Source organism: Paenibacillus sp. FSL P2-0136 (genome assembly GCF_037975325.1).
GTDB classification, from domain to species: Bacteria; Bacillota; Bacilli; order Paenibacillales; family Paenibacillaceae; genus Paenibacillus_AQ; species Paenibacillus_AQ silagei.
Window position 1 is genome coordinate 4,538,088 of the sequence record NZ_CP150244.1, and the last position, 14,966, is coordinate 4,553,053.

Here is a 14,966-nt window from a genome sequence, read left to right on the forward strand (position 1 = left end):
CAAGACGGGATATACGAGAGGTGATCGCAGCAAAGAAAATATGCGTAAATAAACGCCGGACCTCCGGCATTGTGAAAGTTCGCACATAAGTTCCGAAAACACTGCTGCTCGGCCGCCTGTTGCAAGCGCGGCGCGTGAATCTCTCCTTCTTCCATCCAGACTATACTGTCGGTCCCGGAATTACACCGGGTCCACCGTCCGTATCTATATCATACGAAGCGGGTAGCGGACTAAGCACCGGAACCAGCTATATTCAGCCAGATCCGTCAACATCACCGCCGGTAGGGAATCACACCCTGCCCTGAAGGATTGATCTATTCAGTTCAATACCAAGTTACGCCTACAACAAAATTATCACTTCACTGCGGGAAATGCAAGTGTGCTTCGGAAATTTACTATATTTATGTAACTTAATTCCCTTATACACCCGTCTCACGCTGCTTGTCCGCTCTCAGCAGATCGCGGATTTCCGTCAGCAGGACCACATCCGGTGTCGGGGCAGGTGTCTCCACAACCTCAACCTTGACGGTCTCCTTACGTCTGAACCGGCTGCTCAGCTTCACCACCATGAAGATGGAGAAGGAAATAATGAAGAAATCGACTACGGTCTGGAGGAACAGGCCGTACTTCACTTCCGCTTCACCAATGCCAAAGCTAAGTTCCTTCAGATCAATCCCTCCGCTGATCAGACCGATAAGCGGCATAATGATGTCTCCCACCAGCGAGGTAACAATTTTGCCGAATGCCGCTCCAATGATTACGGCCACCGCCAGATCAAGTACATTCCCTTTCATGGCGAAGCTTTTGAATTCCTTCCACATGACGAACCATCCCTCCGAAACTTTGAATTTGAAATTATTATAGCATTTATAGCAACCTGCAAGTTGAAAAATGTATAAGTGGAGTAGGATTAACGTGTGCACTTGGATGGACGCTCCGCAAACGGACCGTTGTTCCAATCGCTGTGGTCTCCAGATTTTTTTTATTCCCCTGAGCGGTGAAAATCCGGAGACCAAGGCGACCGCTATCGCTTTTACACAATCGGTCCGTCCGCTCCACTGTTTAAGCGGGATGCGAAGTACCTAATTTTCTAAAAAACGCAAAGGAGCGAGTCTCCAATAACGGAGAATCGCTCCTTTTTTACATGTTAAGCTTTAGGAACCCTATCCTGCTGCTCTAATTCTGCCTAGTCCTGCTTGCGTGTTCTGCGGAATACCCGGCTGAGGATGAAGCCGCCCAGAATCAGGCCTGCACCCGTCAGGTAGATCGGCAGCGGGCTGCTCTCGCCGGTCTGCGGCAGTCTGCCGCTGCCGTCGTTTGTACCCGAGACCGTCCCTTGCGGAACCGGATCGTCTTCAACATCTACTTCCGGATTGCCCAGCGGGATATTATCGTCGATTGGCGTCACCACTTCAGGTGCTACCGGTCCCGGAGTCACAGTTGCTGCCGGAGCCGAGGGCTGCGGAGTTCCCGGCAAGCCTGGTCCTGCAGGAATCTGCGGATCATCGATAATGACTCCCGGTTCGAATGTACCGGCAGGTGTGGGAACCGGAGTAAATACCGGACCTCCAGTAGGTGATGTCGGAACAGGTGTAGCCTCTGGCCCCGTAGAATCTGTAGGCACCGGCGATGGAACTGTAGTCGGAACTGTAGTCTCTACAGGTGTCTCAGTCGGCACAGGAGTCACAGTCGGCGTGGGTGTCACCGTCGGCGTGGGTGTCACCGTCGGCGTTGGCTGCTCCGCCAGCTTATTATACAAGGTAAGATTCAGCACGGCCGATGAGCCGATTGTCACCGGATGCTCGGTGGAATCAAGCACATAGCCCTGCGGTGCTATTGTTTCAATCAGGACATAACTGCCCAGCCACAGATTGTTGAACGCCGCGATGCCTGCTGCATCAGTGGTGCGGGTATTCACCAGCACCCGGTCACTTCCGTTCAGACGGTATAGCTCATAGGTAGCTCCGGCCAGCGGTTTTGCAACATTGCCTGCTTCCAGCTTGAAGACATTAAGCGTCCCTCTGACGCCGCTGCCTGTTCCTGAACCGCTGGACACTCCTACGATAATCTCCTTGGTCGTCTCCTTGGTGATAAGCTTGACGTTATTGCCGCTGAAGCTCACAGAGTTAACCAGCTTATCGCCAGTGTTCGCAACGATCAGCGACTGATATTCCAGCACATAAGCGGAATGGATGTCACCAGGGAAGCTTAAGACGAAGGATTGTCTGCCCTGTGCATCTGCGCTGATCGTCAAGCTGTAATCGGTATCCTTCACCAGCGGAGGGCCGCTCTTCGTGACCTCTCCGTTCACGGCCGTAACCGTACGGTAGAGCTGGAAGCTGTCCGGCAGCAGGATCTGATTCGTGCTTGGCACATCGGTAATCACGGCATCTTTTACATGGGACTGGGTGCGGTTGATCGCAATGGTCCAGTTCAGCTTATCTCCGTTCTGCGCGCCGTCCTTGAACACATATTCATCCCCGTGCGGGATATCTACCGTAGCCTTCAGATCCTTCGATACCTTCTTCGTGCCATCCAGCAGGTTCGCTGTATTGGCTACCTTGGTTCCAATTAGCTGTCCGGCCAGACTGGTCTTGAACACGATATAATAAGGCGAATTAATGGCTTTGTCAAAATCAATTCTCAGCTCATTGAGGCTTCCCACGCTATAGCTGAACTCAGTACCGTCCACCTCAGCGCCAGGACTATGCGTTCCATCCTTGGCAATATTCATCTTGTATACCTTAAGTGAGCCAGGTACAAGGGACTGACCATCACCCAGTATATCCGTTACTACAGGATCGGCAATGGATTTGCTGTTGTAATTAACGCCTACGGTCCAGGTCAGCTCTTTGGCAGAAGCGTCATACGTTCCTGACTTGAACCCGTTGTTCTTCACCTCGGAATTAGGAATGAACTTCCCGCTGGCTTCAGTCCACTGTGGCTTGTTCTGGCTGTCCTTCCAGTCAATCCGGGCCACGTTGATGAAATCATTCGTATTGCCGGTAAGCCAGTCATTGCTGAATTCCGTCTGATAACTAATAGTATAAGTACCTGTAACCGGTGCGTTGAACTTCACCTGGAAGCCTTTATTAGGCTGTGCCGGTGAATTCACAATCAGGGTATAAGCCGATGGAGGGATCACTGTGCCGGAAAGAGTACGGACCACCAGTGAACCTGAGATGTACTTCTGTCCTCCCTGCGGGAAGCTGTCGGTAACCACTACTTCGTTCATTGGATAATTGTCACCGTTGAACGTGATTTTCCAGTCTGTCGTGTGTTTGTGGTAATCCACCCCGGACAGATTCTTATAGATAATAATAGGCCGGATCAGTTGAGTAGCGTTGCTGCTATAGGTACTGTCAGAGACAGTGTTGGTAATCTTCGTATCGCCAAACACACGGTCTGCGGCTTTGGTCGTATATTCGATCAGGTAAGCCGATTTCACCGTATTCTTGAACTCCAGTCTGAATCCGTTGCCGGATTCGCCGCTAACTGGTGTTACTGTGTAATCACTGCCTGCATTCAGAGCCGTGCCCTTAGCAGCTTCTCCGGCTGCATTCAGCGTAACCGGATAGATCCGCACCGAGTTCTCCAGGAGCACCTGGGAGCTGTTGAACACATCCGTCAACACCGCGTTCTCCGGGGAGATCGTCCGGTTATTGTAGTTGTATTCGATAGCCCAGTTAATGGTCTGAGTGCCCCAGTCATAACGGACGACTTTTTTGTTAAGGCTGCCGCCCCGTTCAATGACTACTGTATCCGATGCGCTTACCGGATCACGGCCGTCCCCTGTGAAGGTTGCCTGGTTGGTGAAGCTGGACAAGTTATCACTCACTACCTGCGTGGTATAAGCGATACGGTATGCCCCTGTAATCACAGGGTCCGTGAACTGAAGCTTCAGCGTCCCGCCGGAGACACCGGCAGTATATTTGCTGCTGTCTACCAGCTGGCCTTGCGTAACTGTGCCGTCAAGCTGAACATTCAGCTGGTAGACGGCAAGTGTAACCGTGCTGTCCAGTGCCAGCCCGGCAGGAATCGGGTCGGTCACAGCAGCGCCGCTTACCGGCTCCAGTCTTTTGTTCACATCGACGGTCCAGTCAATATGATCCGCGTTGAAGCCGCTGGAGATTCCCTTCTTGGTAATCGTCGAGCCTACAGTGGGCTTGAACGATACCGTAACCGTTTGGACTCCGCCGTTCACCGGGAACAGAATCTGCTGGACGGTGCTGCCGCTGATCACTTTTTTATCAAATTGGGTATTAATACGTAAGGTCCCCTGCACATTGGCATGACTCTCGATGTAATCATTGAACGTCATCACTACCTGATGGGTAGCCTGGCTGACTGTGAATGTGCCTACCGTCCCATCGTCCGATTCCAGTCCGCCCTGAATGTCATTGAAGAGCTGGAACTGCTCGGGAAGCTGGAAAGCAAAAGTGTCTCCCTGGCTATAGCCGTGACCGTTAGGAAGCGACCAGGTATAGTCCAGCCTCACGGTGGAATCCACATCATACACACTGCCTGTCACCGTCTGTCCATCCGGACCATATACCGCCATGGATACGCTCGTAATAATGTCCCGGTCCTGTTCAATGGCCGCCGCTGTCGCCTGCCGGGTGAAGCCCAGCCCTGAGACCAATTGCACAAATAACATGACCAGGACTACTGCCAGGCTTGTTCTTTTTTTCACCATTTCCCATAAGCCCCCGTTCTTTCGATTGAATGATTTGAAGCATACCTGCTAAAAAGATGGCTGCTGAACGCACCGGTAAGGACACACTCCACCTGAAGCTTCGTTATGTATACGGGCTAAGAGTCCATCTTATGTAAATAAACTAGTAAACCTGACTTTTCTGCCCACAACAGACGATATATACTTATATCACCTAAGAGTAGAACTTTAGAATCAGAAATGGTTAAAATTAAAGAAATTATTATGCAACTCTTACTTCAGGACTCAAGGAGAGATTTCAAGTGAACCGTACTTTATTCTGGGACCGTGCCCGTGACAGTGATTTCGTCATGCTCTCCGTCTCCCATCTCGTTGCCCTGGCTATTATTGCTCTATGCTGCCTGGCGCTCTTTGGGGCCCGCTTCGCCCTCCGCAGCCGGTCCGGCCTGCGATTAGGCGTACGCCTGCTGCTGATCCTGCTGCTGGCTGCTTCTGAGGGAGGCCTGCATGTCTGGTATCTGTCCCATGACAGCTGGAGCCGAAGCTCCTCCCTGCCGCTGGAACTATGCGGAATTACCCTGCTCCTGTCGGTCGTGTTGCTGCTCACGCGCAGCAGACTGCTGTTCAGCTTTCTATATTTTGCCGGAATCGGCGGTGCATTCATTGCCCTGCTTACCCCTAATCTGGTCTATCCGTTTCCGCATTTCCGCTTCCTGCTGTTCTTCATCGCCCACGGGTCGATCATACTTGCATCTCTGTACATGACCTGGGTCGAAGGATATAAGCCCACCTGGCGCTCGCTGTTCTTCACCATGCTCTGCCTGAATCTTGTCGCAGCATGCGTGTACGCCGCCAATGTGCTGCTGGACTCCAACTATATGTTCCTGATGCACAAGCCCAGCACGTTCTCGGTACTGGACTATTTCGGCCCTTATCCTTACTATCTGCTGGTTGAAGAAGCCTTCGCCTTCGTCATCTTCCTCCTGATGTTCCTGATTTTCTTCAAGCTGCCGGAGCTGTACACCGCCCGCCGTGCCGCAGCCAGCCGGAAACTTGGCCGGTAAACGGAGGGGATGAATTCAGGGGCACTTGTGCTCCTCATTCCCGCCTCGCGCCGACTTTCGGCGGATTCAGGGGCACTTGTGCTCCTCATTCCTGCCTCGTGCCGACTTTCGGCGGATTCAGGGGCACTTGTGCTCCTCATTCCTGCCTCGTGCCGACTTTCGGCGGATTCAGGGGCACTTGTGCTCCTCATTCCTGCCTCGCGCCCACTTTCTGCGAATTCAGGGGCACTTGTGCTCCTCATTCCTGCCTCGCGCCCACTTTCTGCGGATTCAGGGGCACTTGTGCTCCTCATTCCTGCCTCGCGCCCACTTTCTGCGGATTCAGGGGCATATTAGTTGGAATAACGTATCTTGTTTCGGATGATTTGGAGCTTTCGAGGAAATTAATTGGATAAACGTCATTTAATTTTGTGTATTCACTCCACTCTGTTCGATTTGCAGCATTTTAAGTGCTTTTTTTCCAACTGTTTCCTGACAAGCCTTCCTCAGCTCCTGAGCAAGTGGAAGAAATCCAACTAATATTCATACAATTCTCCGTACGGCAAAAAGCACCCGGCTGGATTACCCAGCCGGGTGCTTCGGCGATGCCTGTGGAAGAGAAGAACCTCCCCCTATAGCGTCTACAGAATGCTAGTATTAAGCTTCTACAATTTCAACGGTCGTCATCTTGTCGCGGCCTTTGAAAGCGTCAACCAGATCCATGCCTTCAACCACTTTACCGAATACTGTGTGTACTCCGTCAAGGTGCGGCTGTGGAGCGTAAGCGATATAGAACTGGCTTCCGCCTGTGTTCTTGCCGGCATGGGCCATAGCCAGGGAGCCGCGCTCGTGCTTGTTCGGGTTGATCTCGCAGTTGATGGTGTAGCCAGGACCGCCGGTGCCTGTTCCGTTCGGGCAGCCGCCTTGTGCTACGAAGCCTGGAATCACGCGGTGGAACAACAATCCGTTGTAGAAGCCGTCTTTTGCCAGCTTCTCAAAGTTTGCTACTGTATTAGGCGCATCCTGATCGAACAAGTCGATCAGCACAACGCCGCCGTTTTCGAGTGTAATTTTCGCTTGCTTAGCCATATGTAAATGACCCCTTTCGAAATGACAAATGTAGAACACGTTTATTAGTTTACTATGAAACGGAGCACAAAGCAAAGCAAGCGGGATGTCTTCCCGCCTGCCGCTATAGCACAACCCTATAGTCTTCTTATTTCGTAACGGCTTGTTTGGCAATCCGTGCAGGCACAATATCATTGGCAACAATGTCCTGATGGGATTCGCGGCGTACAACCAGATCGCTCTGCCCGTTCTGCACGAACACCACCGCCGGACGGCGGATACGGTTGTAGTTGCTGGCCATGGAGTAATTGTAGGCACCTGTGCAGGCCACAGCCAGCAAATCACCGCTCTCCACCTTAGGCAGCTCAACGTCCCAGATCAGCATATCGCCGCTCTCGCAGCATTTGCCGGCGATGGATACCTTCTCCACGTTAGGCTCAGTCGCACGGCTTGCCAGCAGCGCTTCGTACTTGGATTCATACAGAGCCGGACGCGGATTATCGGTCATGCCGCCGTCAACAGCTACATATTTGCGCACTCCCGGAATTTCCTTGCTGGTTCCAACCGTGTACAGAGTCGTTCCGGCATCCCCTACGATACTGCGGCCCGGCTCTACCCAGATCTGCGGCAGCGAATCGTTAATGCCGGCGAAGTGGGTCTTCACTGCATCTGTGATGGCAGCGACATATTCGGACACCTGCAGCGGCGTGTCGCCGTCCACATAACGGATTCCAAAGCCTCCACCCAGGTTGACTACAGGGAAGGAGATTCCCAGCTCTTCCTTGACGGTACGGGTGAACTCGGCAATACGTTCAACGGCAAGCTGGAAGCCCTCGGTCTCAAAAATCTGCGACCCGATATGCGAATGCACGCCGAGCAGGTTCAGATTAGCCAGGCTGTCAGCCAGGCTGACCGCTTCACGGGCCGAGCCGTTGCCGATATCGAAGCCGAATTTGGAGTCGGTCTGTCCTGTCGATGCGTAGGCATGATGGGCATGGGCCTCCACTCCAGGCGTAACGCGCAGCAGAATATTAACAGTCACTTCTCTGCGGGCGGCAATGGACTGAAGCAGACGGAGCTCCACCAGATTATCGGCGACAAAGCAGCCAATCCCTGCATCGATCGCCATCTCAATCTCATCCGGTGTCTTATTATTGCCGTGGAAATGAATGCGTTCCGCCGGGAAACCGGCTTGCAGCGCAGTATACAGCTCTCCATCGGAGACCACATCCAGCGACAGACCTTCCTCATCCGCAAGCCGGCACATCGCCATTGTCGAGAACGCCTTGCTGGCATAAGCCACCTGGAACCCGAGGCCGGAAGCTGTGAACGCCTCCATATACTCGCGGCAGCGGCGGCGGACCAATTGCTCGTCCACTATATATAGCGGTGTCCCATACTCCGCCTTCAATTCAGTTACATCACATCCGCCGATCTCCAAATGCCCTGCATCATTGATTCGGCTCGTCCCGTGTAAAAACATTGCGCAGTCCTCCAATTTCTGTGGAATCATCCGTTCCACCCTGTCTAGTATATGATTTGGGGCCCCGATGCGTTCCTGAAACAGATGCTCAGAATACAGATCCGGCTTATTGCGGGGCTGTTCAGTATATTCAGTATAACAGACAGAGGGAACACCATTGAATGGACTTTTTTGCAGTTGATTTGTATTTTCCTACGACTTGCGCGGGGCATCCTTATGCTCAGGCATCCGGGTGCTATCTCTTGTTTTGTTGAAGGATGGCCTTGTTTTGGAGCTGAGCACCGGCTGACGCAGGAGGATCTCCGCCATGGCTTTTGCATTAAATGGTATAAACGGCCACATGTAAGGAGAGTTATACGAACGGTGCGTGGTCAGCAGCACCACCAGCAGCGTCGTCCCGATCATGAAGCCGGGGATGCCGTAAGCAGCCACCGCCAGCAGCAGCGCAAGCCGGACAATCCGGTTGGCCAGCCCCAGCTCGTAGCTCGGCGTTGCAAACATCCCGATAGAGGCCACCGCCATATAGAGCACCACTTCATTGACAAACAGCCCGGTCTGTACGGCGATATCACCCACCAGAATGGCAGCGATCAGCCCCATCGCGGAGCCGAGCGGCGTCGGTGTATGCACTGCAGCCATCCGCAGCAGGTCTACCCCCAGCTCAACGATCAGGAACTGGGCAATGAGCGGGAGATTGGCTGATTTTTGCGGACCGATGAAATCAAGCATGCCGGGCTTCAGCTCCGGATGGAGAACCATCAGCATCCACAGCGGAAGCAGGAACATCGATGCAAAGATCCCGATGAAGCGGACCCAGCGGAGATAGGTTCCCATAAAAGGCGTCTGGCGGTTCTCTTCCGCATGCTGGCAAAGATCAAAAAACGTCGTCGGCAGCACCATGACACTCGGAGAAGTATCGACAAACACAACCACCCGGCCCTCCAGCAGATGGGAAGCGACAATATCCGGCCGTTCCGAATAACGGACCAGCGGATAGGGGTTCCAGCCGCCGCCGACAATCGCTTCCTCCAGCTGCTTGTCTGCCAGGGGAATGCCGTCGAGATTGACGCTTTTCAGCTTGTCCGTAACGGCCTGCACCTGGGTCTTATCCACGATATCATCGATGTAAGCTAAGCAGACATCTGTCCGGGTCCGCCGTCCAATCTGATGCATCTCCAGCTTCAGCCCAGGGTCGCGGATACGTCTTCTAACCAGAGCCACATTGCTTAGCAGCGTCTCTGTGAAGCCGTCCCGCGATCCGCGGACCACCCGCTCAATCGACGGCTCATCCGGGCTGCGGGAAGGATACGAACGGGTATCCATGATGATAACCTGCGATTCCCCTTCAATGAAGAACGCGCTCATGCCGGCTAACACTTTGTTGATGCTCTCGCTGAACAGCTCGCCTTTCTCCACCTGGACATGGGGAATATATTCACTCATGAAGCTGGCGAGTACATCTGTCGATACATTTTCGGGGGTCAGATACGTCAGGCGCTTCAGAATTTCATCGATAATCGTATCCTTGGCGAAGCCGCTGATGCAGAGCAGCGCCGCCCTTTTCCCGCCGAAGGACATTTCCCTGAACACAATATCGAAGGAGGAGCCCAACCCAAGTACCTCGGTCAGTGTATTCTTCGCATCCGCCAGGGATTGCGGGATCTTGTCGTTGCCTTGCCAATACGTAATCGACTGCTCCAGGGAGTCAGAGCGTTCATTGTCCCTTTTTTGCTGCATAGGGTCCTCAGGCTTGCTTGCAGAATCCGCTCCCTGACCGGCTTTGGCCTTCTTAGGGGCAGACTGCTTCGGCTGCTGGGACTGACCAGCTTCCTGACCGTCCTCCTGATCCTCAGGCTCTTCATCATCTCCAAATAATCTGGCAAAAAAGCCTTTATGGCTCTTATCCTGCGTCTGAGCCCCCAACTCGTCCGAGGTTTCCATATCCTGTGACTGGCCTCTGCCGTCTTCATGGGCTCCCTGTCCCGCGCCGGAATCCGCAGCTGAATGATCCGTTCCTGAATGATCTGTCCCTGCCTGTGCAGCTCCGGTCTGCTCGGGTGCACCCGCACCTTCGGAATCTGCTGATTCCGGGCCTGCAAAACCGGCGGTGGCAGAGTCTTCTGCACCTTGTATTCCCTGCTGCGAATCGTCTGCTGCCTGGTCTCCCGTACCGGATTCCGCAGATGCTTCCTCCGGCCCGGCATCGTCGCCGAACAGACTGCTGAAGAACCCTTTGATTCCTCCGCCGGACGATTCCTGACTGTCTCCGTTCTCGGATGCGGGATCATCCCCGGGACTGTCCTCATCATCTGTAGCCGCAGCATCTTTCCCACCGACAGCCCCGCCATCTCCAGATGCAGCGTTCTTACCGCTGCTATCCTCACCTTCTCCAGTTGCTGCGTTCTTACCGCCGCTATCCTCACCTTCTCCAGTTACTGCGTTCTTGCCGCCACCAGTATCCCCGCCACTATCTGACGGAGCAGCATCCAGGCCCGACGGGCTCTCCTGCCCGCCTTCAATCGGGCGCGTCACCGCGCCCAGCTCCGCTGACGCCTCCAGCTCCTGTCCTATGTCGCTCTGGGATGCAGCCGGTTGATCTTCCTGCTCCGGCGGCTTCTGCCCCGTCACCGCGCCCAGCTCCGCAGACGCCTCCAGCTCCTGACCCTTGCCGCTCTGGGACGCAGCCGGTTGCTCTGCTTGCTCCGGCGCCTTTTTCTCCGGCGATTTCTGCTGCGCAGAACGGTCCTTCTTTTGATCCGTCTCTATCTGATCACCGCTGTGAATATACCTCACTCCCTAGCCCCCTTTACTGTTGATAGACAAACCAGTCGAACAACGAGCCTGCCACCTTGCCGCATACCATCGCCATTAAGAGACCAAGCAGCAGATGGGTCATATGCAGACGTTTGGCCAGGATCGGCAGGACATTCAGCACCTCGGTCAGAGCCGCCGCCAGCATGCCGATGAATATGCCATTGAACAGGCCGACCCCCAGCTCGATCAGCGGGCCGGCCGCCATTTTCCAGTTCCAGAAGTCGCTTACCGTTCCCAATAGGGAACCGCCGACCATCGCTCCCTCATACCAGTGAACCTTGTCATAGGAGGAGGTGAGCTGCGCCAGCCGGGGGATGATATCCAGCACTACGAATAGCGCAATCACCCCGCCGCCCACTGCGATTCCCCCGGCAATCCCGAGCAGCAGATGAAGTCCGAGCGACAGCGGTGCGGTCATACGCCCCCCTCCCGCCTGCCGGGTGCTTCGTCCCTGCGGCGTTTCATTTTGCGGTATTCCTCGTTAATTACATATTGATCGATATTCTTCTGATACAGGAACATTTCCACCTCAAGGGGAGTCGGCTCCTCATTCCATTTCTTTTTGAACAAATGATTGAAAAAAATCACCATCCCAAGCCCGATGCCCAGCGAATAGGCAATCTGAAACAGATAAGGATGCTCGTCCCTGCGGCCGGTCAGCATCTCCACAATCCGGATCTGTACCTCCAGCATGCTGACATCGGCATGGAAATTCATAATCGTCAGCGCCGAGCCGAAGAACAGCAGCAGCCAGACCAGCACGAACAGGGCTATAGAAGGTTTAGCAGCCGTAGACGGACCTTCAATCTGGACAATGGTGCGCCCTTCGCCAATCGGCTGAATCTCCGCATCGGGGTACACTTCCTGAATCCGGGGAATGACGGTCAGCAGATCAACCAGGATCAGATTGCCGTCACTCTCCTGCGGCTGAAGCACAAGCAGTGTATAGAGCGGCTCCCGCCACTGCGGATCAGTGATCAGATAAGCGACATCGCGCAGCAGCACCCCCTTGCCCTTGGGCACCGTCACCCGGTTCTTAAGCTGGATATATATGCATGTAGCCGGGGAATCAGTGTTCATCTGCGGGCCTCCTTAAGCTCAGGTGTGATGCGGTCCTACGGTAAGAATAAGGGTAGTATGGGAAAAAAGGCTTATTTTTACTCTTCTCCTCCGCAATTCATCGTGACTTACGCAGGACCACCGAAACTTTTCCTGCCTCAGGGCCGTCTATAGTTACAGTTATTTACACAGAAGGGATGGAAGTTCATATGAGACAAGCATTGCACCACTCCTTACGGATGGTTCTCTCTGCATCGATGCTTCTGGCATTCGCTGCACCGCTCACAGCACATGCAGCCGAGAAGATCGAGGTATACGATTCCTATACCAGCAAGAGCAGCAACGTCCAGCTGTATTCGGTGAGTCAATTGGACGGGAACCGGTTCATCAATGCTGTCATTGCCCGGCAGCCGGATGGGACATATATTAAATGGCCGGAGGCTTTTCCACATTTCCGGAAGAGTGACAGCGGGAACTTGCAATTGACGGGGATGGATGATCCGGAGCAAGCCTATGTCTACGATACGCAGAGCCAGTCCATTATGCGCAAAAGCGAATACGCCCTCTCTCCTGATGGCCGCTGGGGTGTTCTGGAGCGTTCCCGTTATGAACGGCAGCCGGACGGCTATATCGCGAAATTCGGTGATCAGTATTTGAAAAATACGGCGACAGGCAAGGTCTCTGTCTATTATGCTACTCAGCGGTACTACAATGCCCGGTGGATCAACCAGCATACGCTGCTCGAAAGTGGATATAATGAGGCTGCCAGGCAGAATGTGATCAGTACGTACGATCCGTCCACCGGGAAGCGGCAGGAGCTGCTGAGGGGGACCTTGAACAACTGGAACTTATCGAAGGGACTGCTGCAATATGTCAAAAACGAGCCCAAACGCCTCCCATGGATCTATAATCTGAAGGACGGATCGTCACGGCTGGTCAAGGATGCCCGCGAGCTTGAAGCCTTGTTCCCTGCTGCTCCATCTTCAAGACCGGAAGTCACATTCCCTAAGGAGATGCTGCTGAAAGAGCTGCCTGTCACGGAGATGCCGATCACCTTAGCCTATGAACACAACCTGAATCTGGACGGAAAAAGTGTGGATGTATCCACCATATTCACTAAGGGCGGACAAGAGTGGATACCGGTGAAGCCGCTTGCAGCGGCCCTCGGCTGGAAGATCGAAGTCATGAACATTAGCGCAACCGGCGACCCTTCCGCTGCTTATATCTATAAAATCACTAACGGAGGCAATCACACGGTTCTTACGCCTGTGAACAGCTTCAATTCAGCAAGCAGGCTGTATATCGCACCAGCGCAGATCAAGGAGCTTGGATACAAAAGCATCCAGGTCACTCCTTACCTGAAATAAAATCGTTCCAGCGGCGGCACCCTGCCCCGAGTCTGCCTATACAACAAAGAGGATGTTCCCGGACGGCGCGGCCGTGTAGGAACATCCTCTTTTTATGTTACGCCAGCTCCTGGGGTATGTCCCCTCAGACTGTAGCGCTATGAAGTTAATTCTGTTTGGCCGGCTGCAGCTGATCCCTCTGCTGACTGGAGATGAAGAACAGCGCCGTCCAGATCAGCGCGAAGCCGACAATCTGCGGCAGGGTTACAAGCTGCTGATAGACCACCCAGTTAATCAGAATACCGGTCATCGGGAAGCTGAGTTCGGCCAGGGTTGCTACCGAAGCCTTGGTCGTATTCAGTCCCTTGTAGTAGAGCAGCATGCTGAGCAGTCCGGGCAGCAGCGCCTGCAGCAGCAGGTTAATGGCAACTGCCGCCGAGCCGCTGACTCCGCCGCTCATCTGCCACGGGGCGCCTTCCATACTTGTAATTACGAACAGCAACGGGAGCGCCAGAATGAAGCGCAGTGAGGTTACTGTCTCATATTTCATTGAGCCCAGCAGATAACGGCCCATGACTGTAGAGCCGCCCCACAAAGCAGCAGCGCCCAGCGCCATCAGGCTTCCTACGCCCATGAAGCTGTTCACATGGCCGAAGGGAATCGTCCAGCCGAAGGTCAGCAGGTACGTCCCGGCCAGCGCAACAATAAGCAGCGGTGCGAAATTGCGCGGCAGGCGTTCTTTTAGAATAACAGCGGCAAGACCAATGGCGAACAAGGGCTGAAGCTTCTGGAGCAGCAGCACGGCATTGAAGTCTCCGCTGGATAAGGCCTTGGTGAACAGAATGGTCGCTACGGCTGAGCCGCCCCACGATACCACGAGCAGCGCTGCGGCCTGGCGCAGACGTACACCCTTCAGCTCAGCGCGATTGCGCCACATTACCGGAGCGGCAACCAGGAAGAGTACAACATGCTCAAGCAGTACAATCTGGGACGAAGTCAGGGATTTCAGCAGAATAATGCGGAACAGCGGGTCAACTCCCCATAAGGCCGCCCCCAGAACCACCAGCCAGAATCCGCTGCGCACCGGTGCGGTACGCACGCCTTGGGATGAAGCAGATACATTACTCATCTTTCATTCTCCTTGTCGATACAAACCCTCGATAGAGACCAAAAACCCCCGTGAGTCCTGAGAACAGGACAAACATCGGGGGCGTTATCAATAAAGACATACGGAATAGACCCGCCTGCCTTTATCTTATGATCCTCTCCCATCCGGACTTTACCGTCGGCTCTGGATTGTCACCAGATCAGTCGCTTCCTCTTGTGATAGAGTAACGAGTCGCGGGCTTAGTTCTCACGAACATCACCGCCGGTCAGGAATTTCACCTTACCCCGAGAATCTTGTATTCTGTTATTATTTTCACAATCCCAGAATACCTCTGATTCTTCATTTCGTCCAGCTTTTTATGAAAATAATC

At 53.8% G+C, this 14,966-nt stretch carries 9 protein-coding genes, 1 pseudogene and 2 riboswitches; of the genes and pseudogenes, 2 read left to right on the forward strand and 8 right to left on the reverse strand.

All coding sequences use genetic code 11. The features are described from left to right. Nucleotides 1-139: 139 nt before the first annotated feature. Nucleotides 140-313: riboswitch (FMN riboswitch) on the reverse strand. Between the two features lie 106 nt (nucleotides 314-419). After that, nucleotides 420-821 carry a large conductance mechanosensitive channel protein MscL gene (gene mscL / locus NYE26_RS19380; RefSeq protein WP_209870079.1) on the reverse strand — a complete coding sequence of 134 codons (402 nt, stop codon included), beginning with the start codon at nucleotides 819-821 and terminating at the stop codon, nucleotides 420-422. Nucleotides 822-1,186: 365 nt separating this feature from the next. Next, a complete protein-coding gene (locus NYE26_RS19385) occupies nucleotides 1,187-4,696 on the reverse strand; it encodes a collagen binding domain-containing protein (RefSeq protein WP_339249402.1) in 3,510 nt (1,169 codons plus the stop codon). A gap of 281 nt (nucleotides 4,697-4,977) precedes the next feature. Between NYE26_RS19385 and NYE26_RS19390 the strand changes: the two genes are divergently transcribed. After that, nucleotides 4,978-5,739, forward strand: coding sequence for a TIGR02206 family membrane protein (locus NYE26_RS19390; protein WP_339249404.1), 762 nt, complete (start codon nucleotides 4,978-4,980; stop codon nucleotides 5,737-5,739). A gap of 636 nt (nucleotides 5,740-6,375) precedes the next feature. On the opposite strand, the gene NYE26_RS19395 is transcribed toward NYE26_RS19390, so the two are convergent. The 5 genes and pseudogenes from NYE26_RS19395 to NYE26_RS19415 form a co-directional block, all read right to left on the reverse strand. Beyond that, nucleotides 6,376-6,807 (reverse strand): peptidylprolyl isomerase, encoded by a 432-nt coding sequence (locus NYE26_RS19395; protein WP_036727386.1) that lies wholly within the window; start codon nucleotides 6,805-6,807, stop codon nucleotides 6,376-6,378. A gap of 127 nt (nucleotides 6,808-6,934) precedes the next feature. Then, nucleotides 6,935-8,269, reverse strand: a complete 1,335-nt coding sequence (gene lysA, locus NYE26_RS19400) for a diaminopimelate decarboxylase (RefSeq protein ID WP_209870088.1) — start codon at nucleotides 8,267-8,269, stop codon at nucleotides 6,935-6,937. 192 nt (nucleotides 8,270-8,461) lie between these two features. Beyond that, a pseudogene (locus tag NYE26_RS19405) lies at nucleotides 8,462-10,006 on the reverse strand (spore germination protein); the annotation flags it as partial. Between the two features lie 1,069 nt (nucleotides 10,007-11,075). Beyond that, a complete protein-coding gene (locus NYE26_RS19410) occupies nucleotides 11,076-11,501 on the reverse strand; it encodes a stage V sporulation protein AB (RefSeq protein ID WP_339249408.1) in 426 nt (141 codons plus the stop codon). After that, on the reverse strand, nucleotides 11,498-12,163 hold the full coding sequence (locus NYE26_RS19415; protein WP_339249410.1) for a stage V sporulation protein AA: 666 nt from the start codon (nucleotides 12,161-12,163) through the stop codon (nucleotides 11,498-11,500). The genes NYE26_RS19410 and NYE26_RS19415 overlap by 4 nt, the downstream gene beginning before the upstream one ends. 188 nt (nucleotides 12,164-12,351) lie before the next feature. On the opposite strand from NYE26_RS19415, the gene NYE26_RS19420 reads away from it, so the two are divergent. After that, a complete protein-coding gene (locus NYE26_RS19420; protein WP_339249412.1) occupies nucleotides 12,352-13,509 on the forward strand; it encodes a hypothetical protein in 1,158 nt (385 codons plus the stop codon). A gap of 145 nt (nucleotides 13,510-13,654) precedes the next feature. Here the strand turns inward: NYE26_RS19420 and NYE26_RS19425 are convergent, their stop codons facing one another. Beyond that, nucleotides 13,655-14,617 (reverse strand): DMT family transporter, encoded by a 963-nt coding sequence (locus NYE26_RS19425; protein ID WP_036727422.1) that lies wholly within the window; start codon nucleotides 14,615-14,617, stop codon nucleotides 13,655-13,657. A gap of 127 nt (nucleotides 14,618-14,744) precedes the next feature. Continuing rightward, nucleotides 14,745-14,892, reverse strand: a riboswitch (FMN riboswitch). Nucleotides 14,893-14,966 lie beyond the last annotated feature (74 nt).

Excerpts from the sequence above, each read along its gene's own strand:
- NYE26_RS19385 (WP_339249402.1), bottom strand. The coding sequence starts at position 4,696 with ATGGTGAAAAAAAGAACAAGCCTGGCAGTAGTCCTGGTCATGTTATTT.
- NYE26_RS19410 (WP_339249408.1), bottom strand. The coding sequence starts at position 11,501 with ATGACCGCACCGCTGTCGCTCGGACTTCATCTGCTGCTCGGGATTGCC.
- NYE26_RS19425 (WP_036727422.1), bottom strand. The coding sequence starts at position 14,617 with ATGAGTAATGTATCTGCTTCATCCCAAGGCGTGCGTACCGCACCGGTG.
- NYE26_RS19395 (WP_036727386.1), bottom strand. The coding sequence starts at position 6,807 with ATGGCTAAGCAAGCGAAAATTACACTCGAAAACGGCGGCGTTGTGCTG.
- lysA (WP_209870088.1), bottom strand. The coding sequence starts at position 8,269 with ATGTTTTTACACGGGACGAGCCGAATCAATGATGCAGGGCATTTGGAG.
- mscL (WP_209870079.1), bottom strand. The coding sequence starts at position 821 with ATGTGGAAGGAATTCAAAAGCTTCGCCATGAAAGGGAATGTACTTGAT.
- NYE26_RS19420 (WP_339249412.1), top strand. The coding sequence starts at position 12,352 with ATGAGACAAGCATTGCACCACTCCTTACGGATGGTTCTCTCTGCATCG.
- NYE26_RS19415 (WP_339249410.1), bottom strand. The coding sequence starts at position 12,163 with ATGAACACTGATTCCCCGGCTACATGCATATATATCCAGCTTAAGAAC.